The sequence below is a fragment of the Hydrogenophaga aquatica genome, from assembly GCF_054780915.1.
The window spans coordinates 356,699-376,010 of sequence record NZ_BAAGVK010000011.1 but is presented as its reverse complement, the minus strand read 5'-3'; the positions used below and the strand labels follow the sequence as shown (position 1 = coordinate 376,010).

Sequence of the window (19,312 nt, the reverse complement as noted above, 5' to 3'; positions counted from 1 at the left end):
ATGGCAGACACCACCTATCTCCAATGGCCCTTCTTCGAGCCGCGCCACGCCGAACTGGCACAGGCGTTGGACACCTGGGCCACCCAGCACATTCCCCACGACCATGGCCCCGATGTTGACGCCGAATGCAAGGCCCTAGTGCGTTCGCTGGGCGCGGCAGGCTGGTTGCGCCACGCCGTGGGCGGGCGCGACGTAGGGGGCACCAACGACGCCATAGACACCCGCGCCATCTGCCTGATCCGCGAAACCCTGGCCCGCCACAGCGGCCTGGCCGACTTCGCCTTCGCCATGCAGGGGCTGGGCTCCGGCGCCATCTCCCTGCACGGCACGCCCGAACAGCGGCAGGCCTACCTGCCTCGCGTTGCCAGCGGTGAAGCCATTGCCGCCTTCGCGCTGTCCGAGCCCAATGCCGGGTCCGACGTGGCCGCCATGGCCTGCGCCGCCCGGGCCGATGGCGACGACTACATCCTCGACGGCGAAAAAACCTGGATATCCAACGGCGGCATTGCCGACTTCTACGTGGTCTTCGCCCGCACGGGCGAGGCGCCTGGGGCCAGGGGCATCTCAGCGTTCATTGTGGATGCAGGCACACCTGGCTTCGAGATCGCCGAACGCATCGATGTGATCGCCCCCCACCCGCTGGCCCGTCTGCGCTTCACGCAGTGCCGCATTCCCGCCAGCCAGCGTGTGGGCGCACAGGGCGAAGGCTTCAAGGTGGCCATGCGCACGCTGGACGTGTTCCGCACCTCTGTAGCTGCCGCGTCGCTGGGTTTTGCCCGCCGCGCGCTGGACGAAGCGCTGCACCGCGCCACCACCCGCAAGATGTTCAACGGCGTGCTGGCCGACTTCCAGCTCACCCAGGCCAAGCTCGCGCAGATGGCCACCGCCATCGACAGCGCCGCGCTGCTTACCTACCGCGCCGCCTGGCAGCGTGACCAGGGCCGCAACGTCACCCGCGAAGCCGCCATGGCCAAGATGACCGCCACCGAGAACGCCCAGCAGGTCATTGACGCGGCCGTGCAGATCTGGGGCGGGCTGGGCGTGGTGAGCGAGGTGCCGGTGGAACGCCTGTACCGCGAGATACGCGCCCTGCGCATCTACGAAGGCGCCACCGAGGTGCAGCAGCTCATCATTGCCCGCGAGCTGCTGAAAGAAGCGGGCACGCGCGGCTAAGGGCAACAACGCACAGCCACAAGACACAGAGGAAACAACATGCCCACCGCGCACATCGACACCTTTGCCCGCGACCACCTGCCGCCGCCGCACCTGCAGCCCGAATACATCTTCGAGCTGCCGGAGCTGCGCTTCCCCGAACAGCTCAACTGCGCCACCGAACTGCTCGACCGCCACGTGGCCGAGGGCCGGGGCGACCGCGTCTGCATTCGCGCGCCCGGCCTCACGTGGACCTACGCCGACCTGCAGGACAAGGCCAACCGCATTGCCAACGTGCTGGTAAGCGACATGGGCGTGGTACCGGGCAACCGCGTGCTGCTGCGCGCGCCCAACAACCCCATGCTGGTGGCTTGCTGGTTCGCCGTCATGAAGGTGGGGGCCATCGCCGTGGCCACCATGCCGCTGCTGCGCGCCAAGGAACTGAAAGCCATTGTGGAGATTGGCCAGGTCACCCACGCACTGTGCGACGCTGCCTTGGCCGAAGAACTGCGCCTGACCGCGCTGGACACGCCGCTGCTGCGCCAGATGCGCCACTTCAACTACGCGGGCCCCGACAGCCTGGAAGCGGCCATGGAGCGCGCCTCCCCCCACTTCGACAACGTGGCCACCGCCAGCGACGACACCTGCATCTTCGGCTTCACCTCCGGCACCACCGGCGTGCCCAAGGCCACCATGCACTTCCACCGCGACGTGATGGCCATTTGCCGCTGCTGGCCGCCACACGTGCTGCGTGCCACGCCCGATGACGTGTTCATCGGCAGCCCGCCGCTGGCTTTCACCTTCGGGCTCGGCGGCCTGGTGCTGTTCCCCATGTCCATCGGTGCGTCCACCGTGTTGCTGGACAAAGCCAGCCCGCCACAGCTGCTCGACGGCATCAAGGAATTCGGCGCCACCGTGTTGTTCACCGCGCCCACCTCGTACCGCACGCTCGCGGCTCGTGGGGTGGAGCTGCGCCGCACACCGCTGCGCAAATGCGTGTCGGCGGGCGAGGCCTTGCCCGCGTCCACCCGCGCACTGTGGAAAGAGGCCACGGGCATCGAGCTGATCGATGGCATTGGCGCCACCGAGTTGCTGCACATCTTCATCTCCCACGACGAAGCACATGCCCGCCCAGGTGCCACAGGCAAGCCCGTACCGGGCTACCGCGCCAAGGTGATCGACGACGACGGCAAGGAAGTGCCACCCGGCACCATCGGCAAACTCGCCGTGCAGGGCCCCACCGGCTGCCGCTACCTGGCAGACGAGCGCCAGAAGAACTACGTGAAGAACGGCTGGAACGTGACCGGCGACGCCTACCTGATGGATGCCGATGGCTACTTCTTCTACCAGGCCCGCACCGACGACATGATCATCTCTGCCGGCTACAACATTGCAGCGCCCGAGGTGGAAGAGGCGCTGATGCTGCACCCCGCTGTGGCCGAGTGCGCCGTGATTGGCGCCCCCGACGCCGAGCGCGGCCAGATCGTCAAGGCCTTCGTGGTGCTGCGTCCGGGGCAGGAAGAGGGCGAGGCGATGGTCAAGACGCTGCAGGACTTCGTCAAGCAGACCGTGGCGCCCTACAAATACCCGCGCGCCATCGTCTTCACCGACAAGCTGCCGCGCACCCAGACGGGCAAGCTGCAGCGCTTCAAGCTCAGTGCGGAGGCCGTCCAGTGAACGACTGGCACTTCGAGCGCCCGCTGCGCATCCGCTTCGGCCAGTGTGACCCGGCAGGCATCGTCTATTTCCCGCAGTACCTCGTCATGCTCAACGGCCTGCTGGAAGACTGGTTCACCGACGGCCTGGGTGTCAACTACGCCGAACTGCTGGGCCCGCGCCGCGTGGGCACGCCCACCGTGCGGTTGGAGTGCGACTTCACCGCCATCAGCCGCCCGGGAGACGAGGTGCGGCTGTGCCTGCGCATTGAACGCCTGGGCGGCAGTTCCATGACCTTGCGCTTCGCCTGCCTGGCGGGCAGCGAGGTGCGCTTGAGCGCACGCCAGGTGCTGGTCTTCACCAGCCTGGACACGCACCGCGCCATACCCATTCCCGCTGACGTGCGCCACGCCATCGAGTCGCGCCACCCCCATTTCACTCAGGAGAATTGACATGCAAGTCTTGTTGCCCCCCGGTTGGCCGCGCCCCAAAGGTTATGCCAACGGCGTCACCGCCCGCGGCCGCATGGTGTTTGTGGCCGGCATGATCGGCTGGGACGCCGACGGGCGCTTCCACAGCGACGACATGGGCGTCCAGGTGCGCCAGGCCCTGCAGAACGTGGTGGACGTGCTCAAGGAAGGCGGCGCCCGCCCCGAGCACATCGTGCGCATGACCTGGTACGTCACCGACAAACAGGAATACGTCAACGCCTACCCTGAGATCGGCAAGGCGTTCAAGGAACTCATTGGCTGCTACAACGCCGCCATGACGGCGGTGGAGGTCTCTGCCCTGATCGAAGACCGCGCCAAGGTGGAGATTGAAGTCACGGCGGTTGTACCGGATTGACTGGTACCCAAAAGTCCGGCGGTTACCGGGCAAGGCGAGGGGGCGCGCCATTTGATGGCAAACTCCCACACCTTGTTTCGTACCGATGGACGCGCCAGGGAGCGCGGTAGTTTTTCAGCATGCAAAAAATCGTCGCGCAAATCGCGCAAGAACTCCGAGTCAAACCCCAGCAGGTCCAGGCCGCGGTCGATCTGCTCGACGGGGGCGCCACCGTCCCCTTCATCGCCCGTTACCGTAAAGAAGCTACCGAAGGGCTGGACGACATCCAGCTGCGCGAACTGGAAAGCCGCCTGGCCTATCTGCGCGAGCTGGAAGACCGCCGTGCCGCCGTGCTCAAGAGCATTGAAGAGCAAGGCAAGTTGACCCCGGAATTGCGTGCCGCCATCGAAGCCGCACCCACCAAGCAGGAACTGGAAGATCTGTACCTGCCCTACAAACCCAAGCGCCGCACCAAGGGCCAGATCGCCCGAGAAAACGGCATCGAGCCCTTGGCCGACCTGCTGTTTGCCGACCCCACACGCGTGCCTGCCGACGAGGCTCAGGCCTACGTGAAGGCCGAAAAAGGCGAGGATGGCAGCGACTTCACCACCGTGGCCGCCGTGCTGGATGGGGTGCGCGACATCCTGAGCGAACGCTGGGCCGAGGATGCCGCACTCGTTCAGGCCCTGCGCGAATGGCTGTGGCAGGAAGGCCTGCTGCAGAGCAAGAAGCTCGATGGCAAGAACGAGAACGACCCCGACGTGGCCAAGTTCCGCGATTACTTCGACTACGACGAACCCATTGGCCGCGTGCCTTCGCACCGCGCCCTGGCCGTGTTCCGTGGCCGAGCGCTCGAAATCCTGGACGCCAAGCTGGTGGTGCCCGAGCCGGAATTGCCTGAAAGCGCCAAAGCCGGTGCCAAGCCCTCCGCCGTACCCTCGTTGGCCGAAGGCCGCATCGCCCGCCACCTGGGCTGGAGCCACCAGGGCCGCCCGGCGGACGACCTCATCCGCAAATGCGTGGGCTGGACGTGGCGCGTCAAGCTCAGCCTGTCCACCGAGCGTGATCTGTTCGCCCGCCTGCGCGAAGAGGCTGAAAAAGTCGCGATCAAGGTGTTTGCCGACAACCTGCGCGACCTGTTGCTGGCCGCGCCCGCCGGCGCCAAGGCCGTGATGGGCCTGGACCCGGGCATACGCACCGGCGTGAAGGTGGCCGTGGTGGACCAGACCGGCAAACTCGTGGACACCGCCACCGTCTATCCGCACGAACCCCGCCGCGACTGGGAAGGCTCCATCGCCACGCTGGGCGCGCTCTGCCTCAAGCATGGCGTGCAGCTCATCGCCATCGGCAACGGTACCGCCAGCCGCGAAACCGACAAGCTCGCCGCTGACCTGATCAAGCGCCTGGCCGATCGGGGTGTGCAACCGCAGAAGGTGGTGGTCAGCGAGGCTGGCGCTTCCGTCTACTCCGCTAGCGAATACGCCAGCCAGGAAATGCCCGACGTGGACGTGAGCCTGCGCGGCGCGGCCAGCATTGCCCGCCGCCTGCAAGACCCGTTGGCCGAACTGGTGAAGATCGAACCCAAGAGCATCGGCGTGGGGCAGTACCAGCACGACGTGAACCAGAGCGAGCTGGCCCGTGCGCTGGACGCCGTGGTGGAGGATTGCGTGAACGGCGTGGGTGTGGACCTCAACACCGCCAGCGCTCCGCTGCTGTCGCGTGTGTCGGGCCTGTCGGGCAGCGTGGCCAAGGCCGTGGTGCGCTGGCGCGAGTCGAACGGGGCCTTCAAGAGCCGCCAGGACTTGCTCAAGGTCACCGGCCTGGGCGCCAAGACGTTCGAGCAGAGCGCGGGCTTCCTGCGCATCCGGGGCGGTGACAACCCGCTGGACATGACTGGCGTGCACCCCGAGACCTACCCGGTGGTGGAAAAGATCATCGAGAAGACCGGCAAGCCCGTGGCCGACCTGATGGGCCGCGTGGACGTGCTCAAAAGCCTCAAGCCCGAACTCTTCGCCAACGAACAATTCGGCGTCATCACCGTCAAGGACATCCTGGGCGAACTGGAAAAGCCCGGCCGCGACCCGCGCCCAGACTTCCAGGTGGCGCGCTTCAACGAGGGGGTGGAAGACATCACCGACTTGAAGGAGGGCATGGTGCTGGAAGGCACCGTGAGCAACGTGGCCCAGTTCGGCGCTTTCGTGGACCTCGGCGTTCACCAGGACGGCCTGGTCCACGTCAGCCAGCTTTCGCACAAGTTCGTGAACGATGCCCGCGAGGTCGTCAAGACGGGTGACATCGTGAAGGTCAAGGTGGTGGAAGTGGACGTGGCGCGCAAGCGCATCGGCCTGACCATGAAGCTCGATGCCCCCACGGGCGCACGCGGTGAACGGCGCGAGAGCAGTGGCAACCGCTTTGAACCGGCTGGCCGCCAGAACCAGACAGGGCGGGGCGGCTACCGTTCTAATGAGCCCGCGCCGTCGTCGGCCATGGCGTCGGCCTTCGCCAAGCTGCAGGGCCTCAAGCGCTGAGCGTTCGCAGGCGGGGCCTCACCACTCCCGGGGCCTCGTCTATACTCGAAAATCCCGCCGCTCAGGCGCCCCCAACCGTCCTTCTGCCCACCATGGAACTCGAAGCACTGCTCGCCAAAGCCAAGGCCCTGCCCAGCATTCCGCGAGTGGTGTCCGAGGTGCTGGAGGAACTCAACAGCGACGATCCCAATCCTCGCAAGATCGCCGAGGCCGTGGCCACCGATCCGGGCCTCACGGCGCGCATGCTCAAGCTGGCGAATTCCGCCTTCTTCGGCCTCACGCGCGAAATCGCCAGCGTGCCGGACGCGGTCAGCATTCTGGGCTTCAACCACGTGCGCACGCTCGTCACGGCGGTGGCCGTCAGCAGCAGCTTCAAGGAAGTGCCCGGCGTCAACCTGGAGCAGTTCTGGGGCTACAGCCTCAACACCGCCAAGATCTGCCGCACCCTGGCCAAGAGCATGAAGATGAACGACGGCGCAGCGTTCACCGCAGGGCTTGTGCACGCCGTGGGCGATCTGGTCATGCACATCGGCATGCCCGATGAAATTGCCAAGGTGGACTGGAGCGTGGCCCCGCTGGCCATGAACCGCGCCGCCGCCGAACAAGCTGCCTTCGGCTACACCTACGCCGATGTGAGTGCGGCATTCGCCAAGAAGTGGGACTTCCCCGAAGCCATCGTCACCGCGCTCCAGCACCAGCTGGTTCCCTTCGAAGGCGACATCTACGAACCCATGGCCGGCGTGGTGCACATGGCGTCCTGGCGCGCCAGGGCGCAGGAGGTGAACCTTGACCGCGAGGGCATGAAATCCACCTTCCCCGACGTCGTTGCCATGCTGCTGGGGCTCGACCTAGACATGGTGCTGGACAAAGATCCGAGCGACTGGACGTCTGCCGGTGAGCTTTCGGCCTTCCTTGGCTGACCTGGGCAAGCACAACGAATGCAGCTGGAAGATCTGCTGAAACAACCCCAAGCCTTTCCGGTCGTACCGGAGGTGGCGGCCCGCCTGATCCAAACCTTCGAGGACGAGGACATCGACCTGGAAGGCATTGCCGGGGAAATACAGAAAGACCCCGTGCTGTCTGCGCAGGTACTGCGGCAGGCCAACTCCTCCTTCTTTCGCCTGATGAGGCCGGTGGCCACTGTGCGCGATGCCGTCGCGGTCATCGGTCTCAACAAGATCCGTGCGCTGGTCATCAGTGCCGCCCTGAACCAGAGCTTCCATGCGGTCAGCGGCGTGCCCCTTGAGAGGTTCTGGCAGTACAGCCTGGCGGCCGCCCAGGTGGCCAGGCACATCTGCGTCAGCACCCACCTGGACGAAAACATCGCCTTCACGACAGGCCTGTTGCATGGCATGGGTGAACTGGTGATGCACGCCGGGATGCCAGAGCACATGGCCGCGTTCGACGCGCTGTGCCCGATGTTTTCCGTGGCACGCGCCGAGCTTCAGTACACGAACTTTGGCTACTCGCACGCCGAAGTTGGGGCGGAACTGGCCAGGCGCTGGCGCTTGCCCAAAGCCATGTCACATGCCATTGGCGCGCAGAACCGTCCGCTGGAAGGCGACGTCGCGCCCTTGGCTGCGGTGCTCCATCTGGCGGTCTGGCGTGCGCAGCTCTTCCTGCAGGGGGACGAGCCGGACGTCCTCATCCACACCTACCCCGACGCCGTGGGGCTGCTGCTTGAGCTGGACCCGGACGTGCTCGTCATGCCGGGCATTGCGCCACTGAGGGACCTCCCGGCCCTTTGAGTCGCATGAAAGCCTTGTGCATTTACGCAGGCCCCGAGGCCCTGCGTCATCTTCGCCGTGATGGCTTGCAACCTGCCGACGTGGGTGTCATCCCCGGTGCTGCAGGTGGCCCCAAGGGCCTCATCCTGGGCCCGCTGGACCGTTTTCTGTTCGGTGACTGGCTCGCAGGCTCCGAGCATCCCGTGCATCTGGTCGGCGCTTCCATTGGCGCGTGGCGCATGGCCACGGCGTGCCTGGCTGACCCGGTGGCGGGTTTCCAGCGCCTCACCCGCGACTACATCGCCCAGCACTACGATGTTCCGCCCGGAAAAAAACGCCCGCCAGCCGGGCAGGTCAGTGAAACCTTCGGACGCAGCCTCGAAGCCTTCTACGGAGGGCGGATCGAGGAGGTGCTCAACCACCCCCGGTTCCGGTTGCACGTGGTGACGTCCCGGGGAAGGCATGTGCTGGCCAGAGAAGCACCTTGGCGAACGCCGCTGGGTTACGCGGGCGCCTTCCTGAGCAACGTCGTCAGCCGCCGGGCCATGGGCGCGTGGCTGGAGCGGGTGGTCTTTTCCACGCCTGGCTCAGACCTCCCGTTCGGCACGGACGACTACCGGACCCGGCAGCTTCCGCTGACCCCGCAAAACTTCATGGCCGCCTTGCAGGCAAGCTGCTCGATACCCTTCGTGTTGCAGGCTGTGCGCCACATACCCGGTGCACCGCCAGGGGCCTACTGGGATGGCGGCATCACCGACTACCACCTGCACTTGCGCTACGCCCCCAGCCAGGGCCTGGTGCTTTACCCCCATTTCCAGCGGCAGGTGGTTCCCGGCTGGCTCGACAAGGGGCTGAAGTGGCGGCACCGGTCCACGGCCTTCCTGGACAGGACCATCGTTCTGGCCCCCAACCCCGAATGGGTGCGTTCCCTGCCAAACGGAAAGCTGCCGGACAGGACCGATTTCGTGCGTTACGGCAGCGACCTCCAGGCGCGGATGAAAGCCTGGGGACAGGCTGTTGCGGCCAGCGAGCAGCTGGCGCAAGAGTGGGCCCATTGGCTGCAAAGGCCCGACCCCACACAGGTTCAGCCCCTGTGAAGTCAGGGCGCCAGAGGGTTCTCGTCAAGCGGCGGGATCAGCGTGTCGCCGAATAATGACGGGCGGAAATCCAGGTTCGTCGGCCCGCTGTCCATCATTGCCCACAGGAAGAGCATCCTGGCAGCCATGGGCTTGGCAAAAAGGAAGCCCTGCAACTCGTCGCAACCCAGCTGCCTGAGGATCTGGTACTGCCCCTCGGTCTCCACCCCCTCGGCCACCACCTTCAGGCCCAGCGCCAGACCCAGTTTCACCACGGCGTCAACCACCGCGCGGGCGTCGCTGCTGGTTTCCAGGTCAACAACGAAGCAGCGGTCGATCTTGAGTTCTTCGGCGGGCAACTGCCGCAGGTAGGACAGGCTTGAATAGCCGGAGCCGAAATCGTCGATGGAGATGTGCACCCCAGCAGCCGCTAGCTTGCGGAAGAAAGCCTTGGTGCTTTCGGTGTCCTCCATTGCCACGGACTCGGTGATCTCGCAGGTCAGCAGCTTGGGGTTGATGTCCTGCTGGCTGAGTGCTGCCGCAATGCGTTCACTCAGGTCGCTTTGCCGCAACTGATGGACGGAAAGGTTGACTGCAACGCGCATGCGCAGACCGCCATCGCGCCACTGGCGGATCTGGCGGCAAGCTTCCTCTATCACCCAGTTGCCAATGGTGCCTATGAGGCCGAAGCGCTCGGCGATCGGAATGAAGACTGCCGGGCTGATGAGGCCGCGCACCGGGTGGTTCCAGCGCAGCAGGGCTTCTGCACCGGTGATCTGCCCGCTGGGGGCATGCACCTTCGGCTGGTAATAAAGCTCCAGCTGCCCACGTGACAGCGCGTGGCGAAGATCGTGCAGGAGTTCCATCTGCTCCCTGGCGTCGCGCATCATCTGCGGCTCAAAGAAGCAATACGTGTCGCCACCGGCAGACTTGGCCGCATGGGCGGCGGCATCCGCGTGGGTGATGAGGGTGGACTGTGTTCCATCCACCGGGTAGATGGCTACACCAATCGATGCCGCCACAGGCACATCGCGTCCCTCAAGTGAAAACGGCTTCTTCAGCCGGTCCAACAGAGTCCTGGCGCGAGCAGCGACAGCTTCTTTGTCCAGGTCTTGTTCCAGCAGAACAAGGAACTCGTCGGCAGCCCACCGCGCCACCACTGACTCGGAACCCGCTTCTTCGCGAATGCGCCGTGCGGCCTCCTGCAGAAGCAAGTCGCCAAACCGGTGTCCAAACGATTCATTGATCGGCTTGAAACCATCTAGGTCAATGAACAGCAGCGCGCGGCGTTCCTTGTCTTGATCGGCTCGCCTGGCCGAGGCGGCCAGCCGCTCTTCCACAAAGAGGCGGTTGGGCAGACCGGTGAGGTGGTCGGTATGGGACTGGCGTTCAAGCGATCCTTCTGCTCGCCTCAGCGAGGCCTGCATGCGCGCTTCGGTGGCTGCGATGACCCATGTCATGAACAGCAGGATCGGGGTACCCAGACTGGCCAGCAGGCTCAGAGAACGGACGGAGAGCAGATTTGCCTGTACGGAGCCGTGCTGCAAAGGCAACGCCATAGCTGCCCCGACCTGCGACTGGCTCCACCACAACGCGAGTGCCAGCCACAAGACGGCCAGCGGCTGGTGCAGCCATGACCAAGACCGTTCTTCGCGCCCCGACCGCATTGCCGCCAATGCCAGACCGCAGGCCAGCAGCGTCCCTGCCATCGCCAGAAGCATCCCGTCCCAGCTCAGCGCCGGCCCCGGTTTGAGGCCCAAGGCAAACTGCGACGACACCTGCACCAGCAAGATGCCCGATGCAAGCAACCAGGCACCCAGAGCCAGCCTGGCTACGCCTGCAGCGCCGGCGCAAGCCAGGAACCAGCCCAGCATGCCCACGGCCACGCCAGACAGCCATGCGCCGACCAAGACGACCGGCCTGTACCCCAAGGCGAACTCCCGCTCCAGGGGGACCATGCCGATCACATGCATGGCCCAGGCACCTGTGGCCAGTGCCAGCGCGGCCGCCAGAGACCAGGCTGCCGTATGGGCCAGCGCGCGTGTCCCGGCACGCTTCGCGCTGTCCACGCTGACATAGGCCGACAGGACGGCCAGCGCGATGATGAACGCGCCAGTGACGGCATCGGACATGAACGGGGAAGCAGCTGCTTGAGCGGACATGGGTGCAATCGGACTGGCCTGGGTGACCGCGTTACCGAGCAGGTTGAGGACTCAAGAAACTGAATACGGGCATCCCCAAAAACCTCCTGAATGAGCATCAATGAGTTGTGCGGAGAAAAAACCGCAATGAACTGATCGCTTTTCGGCAACACCACCCGGCAAGTGTAAATATGATAAGCGGATATGCCGAACTGCCCAACAGTATGCACGTGTTGCCGCGCGCCACTTGGCGCGTTCGGGCAAGACTCACATTGATGTATCAAGCATCACGCGGTAATCGTCGACAGAAGCCAGCCGGGGGTTGGTTTTGTGACAATGATCCGCCAGAGCGCCGGTGATGACCTGATCGAATTGGGCACGGGTCACACCCATTTCAGCCAGACCCGAGGGCAGCCCCAGCCGGGCGTTCATGTCGCGTATGGCAAGGCCGATATCGGAGGCGCTGCCCAGCCCCATGGCATGCGCCATGCGCTCCAGCCTGCGGTCGCGGCGCACGGTTTCTGCTTCTGCGTTGAAGGCCACCACCGCAGGCAGGAACATGGCGTTGAGCGTGCCGTGGTGCAGGCGCGGGTTGACGCCGCCCAGGCTGTGGCTGAGGGAATGCACGCAGCCCAGTCCTTTTTGGAAAGCCATGGCACCCTGCATGCTCGCGCTCATCATGTGCAGGCGGGCTTCGCGGTCCTGCCCGTTGCGGGTGGCGCGCTCGATGTGCGCCCAGCCGCGCTCCAGGCCGTCCAGCGCAATACCATCGGCCGGTGGGTTGAAGGCTGCGGCCATGAAGGTTTCCATGCAGTGGGCAATGGCGTCCATCCCGGTGGCAGCGGTCAGCATGGGCGGCAGGCCCAGCGTGAGTTCGGGGTCGAGCAATGCGGTCTTGGGCACCAGGTGCCAGCTGTGGAAGCCCAGCTTGCGCCCATCGTCCACGATGATGATGGCGCCACGCGCCACCTCGCTGCCTGTGCCTGCGGTGGTGGGAACGGCGATCAGTGGCGGCACGCTGTCGGTGATGCGGGGCGAGCCGCCTTCGATGGTGGCGTAGGTCTTGAGCGGCCCTTCGTGCGCCACGGCAATGGCCACGCCCTTGGCGCAGTCGATGCTGCTTCCGCCACCCAGCGCAATCAGGCCGTCGCAGCCCTGGGCGTGGTAGATGGCTGCTGCGGCGCGCACGGCGGCCTCGGTCGGGTTGGACGGTGTCTGGTCGAACACAGCGTGCGGCAGTGTGTTGCCGCCCTGGGTCAATGCAGTTGTGGCCCGCTCCAGCAGACCAGCGGCCTTGACACCCGCGTCGGTCACGATGAGGGGCTTGCTCATGCCCGTGCGCTCGCACTCGCCGCGCAGTAGGGCGATGGCGCCGAAGTCGATCTGGATATTGGTGACGTAAAGAATCTGCGACACGTGTTTGTCTCCTGTGGTGTTGTGGGTGCAACGTGCTCGCAAACTATAAGAGGTGCAGACCGCCAGCCCGCGTGCGCAGGTGACAGCACCGATTGGCGACAATGCGGGCATGAATTCACACGTGAACCCCCGCGCGCTGCTGACGACGCAGATGCGCGGCGTCATCGACCGCATGGCTCGCGCTGGCCGTCCACCCATGCATTGCCTGTCACCCGAGCAGGCCAGGGCGTTCTACGAAGCCGGTTCGGGTGTGCTCGACATACCGCACCACAAGATGGCGCGCGTCGAGGCACTGAACATTCCGACCCGAGATGGCGCCCAGCTGCATGCGGAACTGGTGGTGCCCCGCCCGTCAGACGCCGAGCCGGGCGGCTGGCCCGTGCTGCTGTATCTGCATGGCGGCGGCTTTACCGTGGGCAGCGTGGCCACGCACGCCAGCCTGTGCCGCCATCTGGCGCACTTGGCCCACTGCGCCGTGGTGTCGGTGGACTACCGGCTGGCGCCCCAGCACAAGTTCCCCACGGCGGTGAACGACGCATGGGACAGCCTGCAATGGCTGTATGCCCATGCAACGTCCCTCGGGCTGGACCCACAGCGCATGGCCGTCGGTGGTGACAGCGCAGGGGGCACGTTGGCCATCGTTTCAGCCCTGCAGGCGCGCGACGCCGGGCTGCCTCTGCGCCTGCAAATGCTGTTCTACCCGGGTTGCGCCGCGCACCAGGACACACCATCGCACCGCACTTTCGCACACGGCTTCGTGCTGGAGGAGCCCAGCATCACGTGGTTCTTCAGTCAGTACCTCAACAGCCCGGCAGATCGCGACGACTGGCGTTTCTCGCCCTTGAACGCCCCCGAACTGGAAGGTGTTTCCCCGGTCTGGATGGGCCTGGCCGAGTGCGACCCGCTGGTGGACGAGGGGGTGCTGTTCGCGGACCGCCTGCGCATGGCGGGCGTGCCGGTGGACATTGAGATCTACCGTGGCGTGACGCACGAATTCATCAAGATGGGACGCGCCATCCCCGAAGCGCTGCAAGCCCACCAGGACGCCGCCCGAGCCTTGCGGCAGGCGTTTGCAGGCCGTTGAAGGCCAGCACGCGATGACAGCGAACACCGAAGGGCCACCTGGGAGCGTCGATTACTGGCATCTGCCAGCCGCCGCCCCCGCCGCTGCACGGGTGCAGCTTCCGCTGGAACAGGTCACAGCCCTGCTGGAAAAACTGGGCTTGTCCGGCCGACACGCGGTTGCCGAGGACCTGTTGCGCATCGTTGGCACGCACGTGCCCATGGCTCAGTGCACCATCTTCTCGTATGAGGGGCAGTCCCCGCCGCGCGTGGTGGCCGTGGGCGATCGCTCCCGCACCGCACGTCTGCCCAGCATTGCGCAGGACTACGTCACGCGCTTTCACCGCTTGGACGGCAGCCGCCTCGTCATGGAGGCCGAACTGGCCCAGGCCCGCCGCGCGAGTGCCGCGCACCCTCACATCCTGCTGCACCGGCAGCGCCCGCAGGACATTACCCACCCGGAGTACCGCGAGATCTGTTACGAATGGCCGCGTGTGGCCGAGCGGCTGGCCATTCTGGCGCTGTACGACGGCTGGCGCTGGCTGTCGGTGAATTTTTACCGGGGCGAAGAACACGGCCCGCTCGACGATGCCGCCCTGCGCACGATGGAAGCCCTGGCACCGCTGGTCATGCACGCGGTGCGCCTGCACTACGCAGGGCATCTGTTCGATGCCGACCTGGCGGAATGGCTGCTGGCCCGCCTGCACCGGCGCCACCCGGCCCTGACCAAACGGGATCTGGACGTGTTGCGCGCCTTGCTGGCAGGCCTGATGACGGAAGCTCTGGCACAGCGGCTGGGTCTGGAACTGTCCAGTGCGCGCACCTACCTCAAGCGCGTTTACCGCAAGCTGGGCATTGGCAGCCAGCGGGAGCTTCTTGGCCTGCTGGTGCAGCCCGACGGTACCGAGCCCCCAGCGGCCTGAAGCGCCGGGAAAGCCTCTCAGTACTGGCTCTTGGGCAGGCGTACCACCATGCCGCCCAGCTCTTCCTTGAGCGGGATCTGGCAGCTCAGGCGGCTGCCCGGCTCGCGCGCACTGGCCGCGAAGTCGAGCATGGAGTCCTCGTCGGCCACCATGTCGGGCAGGCGCGTGTTCCACGGCGCATCGATCATCACGTGGCAGGTGGCACAGGTCAGCAGACCGCCGCAGTCTCCCTCAACGCCTTTGAGGTTGGCTTTGATGGCGGCCTGCATGAGTGAGATGCCGGTGGGCGCAGTGATGTCGGTGGCTTGGCCGTCGGCGTGGACGAAATGGATGCGGATGTCGGGCATGTTGGTTCAGAAAACAGAGAAGTATTCGCGGCGGTCCCAGTCCATTCTCGCCTGTGCCTGGGCCGATGCATCGCTGGCGGCCAGGGCTTGGTCAAGTCGCGCCAGTTCGGCGCGCTTGACGCGCACCATGTGGTTGACCATGGCATCACCCAGATCCTCGCGCAGCCATTCAGCGCCGGACAGGGCAGACAGGGCCTCGTCCAGGCTGGCGGGCAGGCGTGTGGCGTGGGCTTCGGCGTAGGGAGTGTCGGCCGCGCGCCCGGGGTTCAGGCGCTGGTCCAGGCCGCGCACACCCGCGTGCACTTGCGACGAGAGGTAGAGGTAAGGGTTGGCAAGCGGTTCGCCCGCGCGGTTTTCAATGCGCGTGGCGGCGTCACCAGGCCCTTGGCCAATGACGCGCAACATGGCGCCCCGGTTGTCGCGGCCCCAGAGCACGTGTTGCGGCGCCATCACGCTGCCCTGGTAGCGGGCGTAACCGTTGGCTGTGGGGCTGGCGAAGGCCGCCATGTCGCGGGCGTGTGCCAGCAGCCCGCCCAGGTAATGCACGCCGGTGGCTGACAGCAGGCTGGCGGCTTCCATCGGGTCGGGGTGGGGCGCTTGGGGAATCAACAGGTTGGCGCCGCTGCGCGTGTCCACCAGCGACTGGTGCAGGTGCCAGCCGCTGCTGATGACCTGAGGGAACGGCGGGCGGCACATGAAGGTTGCGTGGTATCCCGCGCGGTGCAGCGCCTGCTTCACCGCAGAGCGGAACAGCACCATGTGATCGGCAGAGGTGAGCGCGTCTGCGGGGCCAAAGACGGCTTCCACCTGGCTGGGGCCCAGTTCAATTTCCAGCGACGTCAAGGGCAGACCGAGCGCCTGGGCGGTGCGCTGCACAACGCGCAGCGCGGGTTCCGCCATGTCAAACCACTGCTCCGTCAGGTGGTTGAAGCCGGGGTGCAGCAAACGAACGGCGGGCGCCTCACCGGGCCAGCTGGCGTCTTGCGGCGGGGGCAGTTCGCCTTCACGGCGGTAAATGTGGAACTCCACTTCCAGCCCGGTACGCAGGCTCATGCCTCGTTCCTGCAGGCGTTGCAGCGCGCGCCGTGCCTGGTGGCGCGGGTCCAGCTCTATGGGTTGCCCGTTGGTGAAGTGCGCCTGGCAGAGCACCCAGCCGGTGCTTTCCGCCCAGGGCAACACCTGGAAGGTGGTGGGGTCAGGCACCATCACCACGTCGCCCGCGCCGCCAAAACCTTTCGGTGCCTCGCCGTTGTTCTGGAACACGGGGTACACCGTGCGGTGGGAACTGTCCTTCAGCAGCAGCGTGCCCACCATGTTCACGCCGTTGCGCAGGGCAGAAATGGCCGCGCTGGCCACCAGCGTCTTGCCGCGCAGCACACCGTGCAGGTCGGCCCAGGCGAAGCGCACCAGCTCCAGGCCTTCCTCGCGGATGCGGCGCTCCACTTCGCCGCAGGCGGCGTGCTGCGCGTCGTTCCAGAGCCGGTGGCGGTCAACGAAACGCTGGCCGCCGTCGCTGGCGGTCGTGGGACTCGTGTTCGGGTGTCGCATGGGCTCAGGCGTTGGCGGGTTCGCTGGCCTGGCGCCACGGCGCGCCGTCGCGCTTGGTGGCGTCCACCTGGCGCCAGTGGGCTTCCCAGGCGTCGGCCGGTGCAATGCTGTCCACGGTGGACGGGCCTTGCATGGCCGCAGCCTGCTCGGGCGCCAGAACCATGGGCGGTGTGCCGCCTGCCTGCACCGTTTCAATCGCCTTGATCAGCAAGCGGCGGTAGGCCATGATGCCTTTGTCGGACGTGCCCAGGTGCTCGCGTGTGCGGTCCTGAATGGGGCCGGGCGACTCGACCGCCCACTGGTCATGCACGTTGATGTCCTGACCCATTCCGGTGTAGGTTTCGGTGAGCTGTTCGTCTGCGTTGAAGCCCCAGTCGTTGTGGCGGCCCACGCGGGGCTTGTAGTCGGGCAGGGTGTACAGCGCCAGACGCTGCTCGCGCATCTGTGCCTTGTTCAACGGTTCGCGAAAGCCCGTGAAGATGGCATACCAGTAGCAGTGCGTGTCGTCCACGGGCACGTGCCATTGGGTGATGGTGATGTCAGCCGACAAGGGGATGACGAAGGCCTGCGGGAATACCTGGTTGGTGACCCGCACGTGGGTGAGCTGTTCGTTCAGGTGGCGCAGAGCAATGAGCTGCAGGCCGTGGTCGGCGGGGTTCACGTGGATCTCGGGGCGGCCGTATTCGCGCAACACCTTGGTCATGGGCCAGTCAGAGCCGGCAGAAGCGCCGCGGAACTGCTTGCCATAGCTGGTTTCCAGCGACTCGTCCTGGAAGTAGCGGTGCAGGTAAGACGCGTGTGCGGGGTCGATGCCGACCTCCAACGCCTGCAGCCAGTTGCAGTCAAGCCAGCCCTTGAAGGCGAAAGTGTGGCTGCCTGGGGCGGTGAAGCAGTCGAAAGCCGGGAAGGGCGCGGGCTCCTGGCCTTCAGGCCCCATCCATGCGAAGAGGATGCCGCTTTTTTCGGCCACCGGGTAGCTGCGCTGGCGCACGCGCTGGCACAACGTGCTGCCTTCCGGCTCTGCCGGAGTTTCGGTGCAGTGGCCGTGGGCGTTGAACTTCCACCCATGGAAAGGGCAACGCACACCGTCTCCCTCGTGGCGGCCAAAGGCGAGGTCGGCGCCACGGTGGGGGCAGTCACGGTCCAGCAGGCCCCAGCGGCCTTGGTCGTCCTTGAAGAGCACCAGGTCCTGGCCCAACAGGCGAACTGCCTTCATAGGGCGTTTGGCCATGCGCGGGTCCAGCGCCGGGTCGAACTCGTCAACCAATGCCACGGGCTGCCAGTAGTGCCGCAGCAGCTGGCCGCCAGGAGTTCCCGGGCCCACACGGGTGATGAGTTCGTTCTGTTCAGCCTTCATGTCTTGTCCTGCCAGATAGGGTTGCGCACTTGGGGTTGTGTACCAAAAAATCAAAACGGTATACCGTTTCAAAAATCCAGTGTACAGTAGCCTGCATGAGCGTGCAAGAAACCGTTTTGATGCAACTGCGCGACCGCATCCTGCGGGGCGATTTCGCGCCCGGCCAGCGTCTGGCCGAGCAACAACTGGCCGAACAGCTGGGTGCGTCGCGCACGCCCGTGCGCGCAGCGCTGGCCACGCTGGAGCAGGAAGGGCTGGTCGAGTCCAACGACACTGGCGGCTACCTGGTGCGGCAGTACACCGCGCAGGAGGTGAGTGACGCGATTGCCGTGCGCGGGCACCTGGAAGGCATGGCCGCACGCCTGGTGGCCGAGCACGGTGTGCCGCGCCAGTTGCAGGCTCAGCTGCAGGCCTGCCTGGACGAAGGCGACCACGTGCTGGCAGCCAACCCGCTCACACTGGAAAGCTACGCTGCCTACGCTGACATGAACGACCGCTTCCACGCCTTGATTCTGGAAGCCAGCGGCAACCGCGCGCTGCAAAGGGCCGTGGCCATGAACGACAAGCTGCCCTTCGCGCCCGCGTCTGCCATGCTGCCCATGCAGGGCACCCTGGCGCTGGACCGCGACTGGATGCTCTACGCCCACCGCCAGCACCACATGCTTTTCGACGCGCTGCGCGCAGGGCAGGGTGCGCGGGCCCAGGCACTGGCCGTGGAACACACCGAAGTGGCGCAGATGAACATGCGCCTGGCGCTGGAGCGCCGCACCGAGGCTGAACATGTGCTGCCCGCCATCCGGCTCGTCGTGGGGCGTTGAGTAAGGCATTCGCGCGCCGCCCGCATGTTGCCTGCGGGCCTTAAACTTTCGGCCATGAAGCTCTACAACTACTTCCGTTCGGGCACGTCTTTCCGCGTGCGCATCGCGCTCAACCTCAAGGGTTTGCCTTACGAGTACGTGTCTGTACACCTGGCCAAGGGCGAACACCGGCAGGAGGCTTACCGCGCCGTCAGCCCCGACACCCTTGTGCCCGTGCTCGACCTGCAAGGCGACCCCGAACAGGCGATGCTGAGCCAGTCCATGGCCATCATCGAATACCTGGACGAGACCCATCCCGAACCTGCGCTGCTGCCCGCCGACGCGCTGGGCCGTGCCCGTGTTCGCGCATTGGCTCAGACGGTGGCTTGCGAAATCCACCCCATCAACAACCTGCGCATCCTCAAGTACCTGGGGGGCACACTGGGCCTGAGCGAACAGCAACGTGCCGACTGGTACAACCACTGGGTGCTGGAAGGGCTGCAGTCCTACGAACGCCGCTTGCAGGACCTCCAGCAAGAGCGTGCTGCCGCAGGCCTGCCGCCTTCGGTGTACTCCTATGGCGACAAGCCTACGCTGGCCGACTGTTGTCTGGTGCCGCAGGTCGTCAACGGGCAGCGCTTTGGCTTGAAGTACGAAGGTCTGCCGCTCACGATGGCTGCTTTCGAGGCCTGCATGAAGCTCGACGCCTTCCAGCAGGCGCATCCGCGCAACTGCCCCGACTTCGAGGCCTGAGCGC

17 protein-coding genes are annotated in these 19,312 nt (G+C 65.8%); 12 read left to right on the top strand and 5 right to left on the bottom strand.

Features of this window, described 5'->3' with window-relative positions; genetic code table 11:
• The 8 genes from ACYVHH_RS09205 (at position 1) to ACYVHH_RS09170 (ending at position 8,985) form a co-directional block, all read left to right on the top strand.
• Positions 1-1,173, top strand: coding sequence for an acyl-CoA dehydrogenase family protein (locus tag ACYVHH_RS09205; protein ID WP_460564841.1), 1,173 nt, complete (start codon positions 1-3; stop codon positions 1,171-1,173).
• A 39-nt stretch (positions 1,174-1,212) separates the two neighbouring features.
• Positions 1,213-2,829, top strand: coding sequence for an AMP-binding protein (locus ACYVHH_RS09200; protein WP_460564840.1), 1,617 nt, complete (start codon positions 1,213-1,215; stop codon positions 2,827-2,829).
• A complete protein-coding gene (locus ACYVHH_RS09195) occupies positions 2,826-3,260 on the top strand; it encodes an acyl-CoA thioesterase (protein WP_460564839.1) in 435 nt (144 codons plus the stop codon). The genes ACYVHH_RS09200 and ACYVHH_RS09195 overlap by 4 nt, the downstream gene beginning before the upstream one ends.
• A gap of 1 nt (position 3,261) precedes the next feature.
• Positions 3,262-3,654, top strand: a complete 393-nt coding sequence (locus tag ACYVHH_RS09190) for a RidA family protein (protein ID WP_460564838.1) — start codon at positions 3,262-3,264, stop codon at positions 3,652-3,654.
• A 119-nt stretch (positions 3,655-3,773) separates the two neighbouring features.
• Positions 3,774-6,161 (top strand): Tex family protein, encoded by a 2,388-nt coding sequence (locus ACYVHH_RS09185; protein WP_460564837.1) that lies wholly within the window; start codon positions 3,774-3,776, stop codon positions 6,159-6,161.
• Between the two features lie 92 nt (positions 6,162-6,253).
• Positions 6,254-7,081, top strand: coding sequence for an HDOD domain-containing protein (locus ACYVHH_RS09180; RefSeq protein ID WP_460564836.1), 828 nt, complete (start codon positions 6,254-6,256; stop codon positions 7,079-7,081).
• An 18-nt stretch (positions 7,082-7,099) separates the two neighbouring features.
• Positions 7,100-7,909: an HDOD domain-containing protein gene (locus tag ACYVHH_RS09175; RefSeq protein WP_460564835.1), complete on the top strand. Its 810-nt coding sequence runs from the start codon at positions 7,100-7,102 to the stop codon at positions 7,907-7,909.
• 5 nt (positions 7,910-7,914) lie between these two features.
• Entirely contained in the window at positions 7,915-8,985 is a 1,071-nt protein-coding gene (locus tag ACYVHH_RS09170) for a patatin-like phospholipase family protein (protein WP_460564834.1), read from the top strand.
• Positions 8,986-8,987: 2 nt separating this feature from the next.
• Here ACYVHH_RS09170 and ACYVHH_RS09165 read toward each other — a convergent pair whose 3' ends face one another.
• On the bottom strand, positions 8,988-11,126 hold the full coding sequence (locus tag ACYVHH_RS09165) for a putative bifunctional diguanylate cyclase/phosphodiesterase (protein ID WP_460564833.1): 2,139 nt from the start codon (positions 11,124-11,126) through the stop codon (positions 8,988-8,990).
• A gap of 246 nt (positions 11,127-11,372) precedes the next feature.
• A complete protein-coding gene (locus ACYVHH_RS09160; protein ID WP_460564832.1) occupies positions 11,373-12,521 on the bottom strand; it encodes an iron-containing alcohol dehydrogenase in 1,149 nt (382 codons plus the stop codon).
• A gap of 109 nt (positions 12,522-12,630) precedes the next feature.
• Between ACYVHH_RS09160 and ACYVHH_RS09155 the strand changes: the two genes are divergently transcribed.
• Together ACYVHH_RS09155 and ACYVHH_RS09150 are read left to right on the top strand one after the other, a co-directional pair.
• Entirely contained in the window at positions 12,631-13,605 is a 975-nt protein-coding gene (locus tag ACYVHH_RS09155; protein WP_460564831.1) for an alpha/beta hydrolase, read from the top strand.
• Positions 13,606-13,618: 13 nt separating this feature from the next.
• Positions 13,619-14,506 carry a helix-turn-helix transcriptional regulator gene (locus ACYVHH_RS09150; protein ID WP_460564829.1) on the top strand — a complete coding sequence of 296 codons (888 nt, stop codon included), beginning with the start codon at positions 13,619-13,621 and terminating at the stop codon, positions 14,504-14,506.
• Between the two features lie 17 nt (positions 14,507-14,523).
• Here ACYVHH_RS09150 and ACYVHH_RS09145 read toward each other — a convergent pair whose 3' ends face one another.
• Genes ACYVHH_RS09145 through ACYVHH_RS09135 form a run of 3 tightly spaced genes read right to left on the bottom strand, consistent with a single transcriptional unit; the run spans position 14,524 to position 17,758 of the window.
• A complete protein-coding gene (locus ACYVHH_RS09145; RefSeq protein ID WP_460564828.1) occupies positions 14,524-14,853 on the bottom strand; it encodes a 2Fe-2S iron-sulfur cluster-binding protein in 330 nt (109 codons plus the stop codon).
• 6 nt (positions 14,854-14,859) lie between these two features.
• A complete protein-coding gene (locus ACYVHH_RS09140; RefSeq protein ID WP_460564827.1) occupies positions 14,860-16,401 on the bottom strand; it encodes a glutamine synthetase family protein in 1,542 nt (513 codons plus the stop codon).
• 4 nt (positions 16,402-16,405) lie between these two features.
• The gene (locus ACYVHH_RS09135; RefSeq protein WP_460564825.1) at positions 16,406-17,758 is read right to left on the bottom strand and encodes a Rieske 2Fe-2S domain-containing protein; all 1,353 of its coding nucleotides are present in this window, start codon (positions 17,756-17,758) and stop codon (positions 16,406-16,408) included.
• A gap of 95 nt (positions 17,759-17,853) precedes the next feature.
• Between ACYVHH_RS09135 and ACYVHH_RS09130 the strand changes: the two genes are divergently transcribed.
• Positions 17,854-18,576, top strand: a complete 723-nt coding sequence (locus ACYVHH_RS09130; protein WP_460564824.1) for a GntR family transcriptional regulator — start codon at positions 17,854-17,856, stop codon at positions 18,574-18,576.
• A 54-nt stretch (positions 18,577-18,630) separates the two neighbouring features.
• The gene (maiA, locus tag ACYVHH_RS09125; RefSeq protein ID WP_460564823.1) at positions 18,631-19,308 is read left to right on the top strand and encodes a maleylacetoacetate isomerase; all 678 of its coding nucleotides are present in this window, start codon (positions 18,631-18,633) and stop codon (positions 19,306-19,308) included.
• Positions 19,309-19,312: the final 4 nt, after the last annotated feature.

Excerpts from the sequence above, each read along its gene's own strand:
- maiA (WP_460564823.1), top strand. The coding sequence starts at position 18,631 with ATGAAGCTCTACAACTACTTCCGTTCGGGCACGTCTTTCCGCGTGCGC.
- ACYVHH_RS09185 (WP_460564837.1), top strand. The coding sequence starts at position 3,774 with ATGCAAAAAATCGTCGCGCAAATCGCGCAAGAACTCCGAGTCAAACCC.
- ACYVHH_RS09140 (WP_460564827.1), bottom strand. The coding sequence starts at position 16,401 with ATGCGACACCCGAACACGAGTCCCACGACCGCCAGCGACGGCGGCCAG.
- ACYVHH_RS09155 (WP_460564831.1), top strand. The coding sequence starts at position 12,631 with ATGAATTCACACGTGAACCCCCGCGCGCTGCTGACGACGCAGATGCGC.
- ACYVHH_RS09175 (WP_460564835.1), top strand. The coding sequence starts at position 7,100 with ATGCAGCTGGAAGATCTGCTGAAACAACCCCAAGCCTTTCCGGTCGTA.
- ACYVHH_RS09135 (WP_460564825.1), bottom strand. The coding sequence starts at position 17,758 with ATGAAGGCTGAACAGAACGAACTCATCACCCGTGTGGGCCCGGGAACT.
- ACYVHH_RS09165 (WP_460564833.1), bottom strand. The coding sequence starts at position 11,126 with ATGTCCGCTCAAGCAGCTGCTTCCCCGTTCATGTCCGATGCCGTCACT.
- ACYVHH_RS09145 (WP_460564828.1), bottom strand. The coding sequence starts at position 14,853 with ATGCCCGACATCCGCATCCATTTCGTCCACGCCGACGGCCAAGCCACC.
- ACYVHH_RS09205 (WP_460564841.1), top strand. The coding sequence starts at position 1 with ATGGCAGACACCACCTATCTCCAATGGCCCTTCTTCGAGCCGCGCCAC.
- ACYVHH_RS09150 (WP_460564829.1), top strand. The coding sequence starts at position 13,619 with ATGACAGCGAACACCGAAGGGCCACCTGGGAGCGTCGATTACTGGCAT.
- ACYVHH_RS09200 (WP_460564840.1), top strand. The coding sequence starts at position 1,213 with ATGCCCACCGCGCACATCGACACCTTTGCCCGCGACCACCTGCCGCCG.
- ACYVHH_RS09190 (WP_460564838.1), top strand. The coding sequence starts at position 3,262 with ATGCAAGTCTTGTTGCCCCCCGGTTGGCCGCGCCCCAAAGGTTATGCC.
- ACYVHH_RS09130 (WP_460564824.1), top strand. The coding sequence starts at position 17,854 with ATGAGCGTGCAAGAAACCGTTTTGATGCAACTGCGCGACCGCATCCTG.
- ACYVHH_RS09170 (WP_460564834.1), top strand. The coding sequence starts at position 7,915 with ATGAAAGCCTTGTGCATTTACGCAGGCCCCGAGGCCCTGCGTCATCTT.
- ACYVHH_RS09180 (WP_460564836.1), top strand. The coding sequence starts at position 6,254 with ATGGAACTCGAAGCACTGCTCGCCAAAGCCAAGGCCCTGCCCAGCATT.